This window comes from Oceanispirochaeta sp. (assembly GCF_027859075.1).
Classification (GTDB): Bacteria; Spirochaetota; Spirochaetia; order DSM-2461; family DSM-2461; genus Oceanispirochaeta.
Genome location: NZ_JAQIBL010000032.1, coordinates 1 through 2742, shown reverse-complemented (window position 1 = coordinate 2742; position 2742 = coordinate 1). Strand labels below are relative to the sequence as shown.

The 2742-nt window shown below is 52.2% G+C and carries 2 protein-coding genes; both read left to right on the top strand.

The window, feature by feature from the left end:
• On the top strand, positions 1-1102 hold a 1102-nt coding region (locus tag PF479_RS01950), incomplete at its 5' end, for a hypothetical protein (RefSeq protein WP_298001696.1).
• Positions 1103-1108: 6 nt separating this feature from the next.
• A complete protein-coding gene (locus tag PF479_RS01945; RefSeq protein WP_298001694.1) occupies positions 1109-2584 on the top strand; it encodes an SLBB domain-containing protein in 1476 nt (491 codons plus the stop codon).
• Positions 2585-2742: the final 158 nt, after the last annotated feature.

The window sequence follows — 2742 nt, the reverse complement described above, 5'->3', positions numbered from 1 at the left end:
GTACATATTGATTTATTCAATAATATCCCTGAAGCTGCCCCCTGAAAAAAGCTTCCTCCCCAATCTGTATACACCCCAATCTCTGGTACTGATCAATAACAGCAGCTCCAGCGGCGGTCTGTCAAGCATGCTCGACTCCTCCGGCCTGGGCAGCCTGGCCGCCCTGGCGGGTGTCAGCAGCGGAGGAGGCAGCAACAGCGCCCTGGCAGAGAAGCTGGCCAAGAGCAATACGATGATCGATAAACTGGCGGCAGAGTTCAATCTGCATGAAGTGTACAATACCCGGGAAAGTAAATTTCCTGTCACCACTTTACGAACATCCATCCGTGAAAAATTGACTCTCGAACCGGATGAGGCAACAGGCACTCTCGAAATCGGTTATGAAGACATTGACCGGGATCTGGCCACGGCCATAGTGAATAGAACTGTAAAGCTGCTGGAAACAGAGTTTGACAAGATTGACAGCATCTCCAACAAGAGTCAGAAAGAGCTGCTGGAACAGAAGCTGGTGGATGTGGAAGTGCAGATTGCCGCCCTGGAAGACAGGTATGTGGCTTTTCAGAAGAAGTACGGCATCCTCGACGCCTCGGTCATGATCGAAGCCTTTACCACCCAGGTGATGGGCCTCAAGACAGCGATGATCACCCTGGATGCGGAAGTTGAGGCCATGACCACCCGTGCGGGCATGGATAACCCCATTATTTCTGATAAATTGCGCTCAAAAAGAGCTCTCGAAGCGTCCCTGAAGACATTGGAAGAAGAGGGCAAGTACGGCCTGCCCTCCATGCAGGAAATGAGCGGTCTCTATATAGAGGATGAGCGGATCAAGAGAGAAATCGAGGTTCAGGCCACTATTTATAAGAGTCTGCTGGAACAGTACGAGGTCACCAAACTGACCGATCGGGGCACCGGCCCCACCTTTCAGGTGATAGAGAAGGCGGAAATTCCAGAAATGAAGTCGGGCCCCAGCCGGGGCAAGCTCTGCATCATCGTCACCATGGCCGCCTTTTTCCTCAGCCTCTTTGGAGCCTTCCTCCTTGAGTTCTGGCAGAATCTGAAACAGGACCCCCAGCGCATGAAAAAACTCCGTGGAGAAGTGTAAGACCCTATGATTAAAAGAACAGTATGTACAGTAATGATTTGTCTGCTTTCAATCTCATCCCTCTGGGCCCTGACGGGTTCGGCGAGTGAGCGGACCGGCAAGGCGTCGGTGAGCCCCGGCTACCCGGTCACCCCCGGGGATGTCTACTCGGTCAGTTATTCCCTCAGCGGCAGCGCTTTTAGTGTACAATTAACGGTGGACAAGAACTATCTGGCCCAGGTTCCGGGATTTGGAAAATTTCAAACCGAAGGAATGACCTATTATGAATTGAGGGGTCAGGTGGAGCAGCTGGTGAATGACTTGTTCCCTGGTTCCGTGCCGGTGATGACCATCAGCAGTTCCGGAGTCTTTGAGGTTCTGGTCAAGGGAGAAGTTCAGATAGCCCAGGAGGTGCCCGCCTGGAGCTTTGAACGCCTCTCGTCCATCGTGGATGCCGTCAAGACCAGCTATACCTCCTACAGAGATGTGGAAATCATCTCCAAGGGTGGCTCCAGCCGGATCGTCGACCTCTTTATGGGCCGCCGCACGGGAGATGTGACACAGAACCCCTACCTGGCCTACGGCGATACGATTATCCTGCGCCCCTATGAGCGTCAGATTATTTTAAGGGGCGATGTGAAAAGGCCGGGAAGCTACCAGCTCAAAGAGGATGAAAATCTCCTGGATGTGATTGAAATCCTGGGGGACGGATTCACGAGTACCGCCGATCAGAGCCAGATTCAGATCAGCCGGATACTGGGCAGCACAGAGGGTCAGGGCAGCACCTTCTACCTGAATCTCTCGGATGATCCCGAGGACCTTCCCCTGATGGATATGGACAGCATCACCATTCCCCGCTGGACCGACTACAGGCCCATTGTCACCCTCCAGGGAGCCATCGGCACCAGCGAAGAGGGAACCTCTGTTTCCTCCAGGGTTATTGTGAATATCACCGAGGGAGAACTGCTTTCCTCGGTGATGCGCAAGGTGCAGGCTCAGTTCACAAAGGTATCCGATCTGGAACATGTGAGTGTGATCAGATCTGAAACCGGAGATTCCGTGGATGTGAATGTGGAAGAACTGCTTCTGACAGGAAACCGGGATCTTGATCTCGTTTTAAGTGACCGGGATATGGTGATCATCCCCTTTACCCAGTACTACGTGTATGTTACAGGGTCTGTGGTGAGTCCCGGACGCTTTCCCTATATTGTGAATAAATCATGGGACTATTACATGGGTCTGGCCGGTGGATTCGATATAGACTCCCACTCGGGCAGCAGGGTGCGGATCACAGACGTGTATGGAGACAAACATAAACAGAAAGAGCGCATCATCCAGCCGGAAGATGTTATCTTTGCTCCCCGGAACAATCCTATCTTCTGGATCGGCAAGTACGGCGGGGATATTGCCATCCTGACAGCTTCCCTCACGTCATTGATTATACTGACCAACTATATGGGAACCCTGAATAGTAATAATTACACTCCCATCCCGACTCCCTGATAATATTGAGGAGAGAGTAAAAGAACCGGCTGCAGGAGAGCCGGTTTTTTTATTATGAGGAAACAGCCTCGGGAAGGACTCCATCAAAGCCGGCGATGATGTTCTGAACGAAGGGGTCGACGATGCGGTAGATCCTCTTGTTTCCTTCTGTCGCAGAA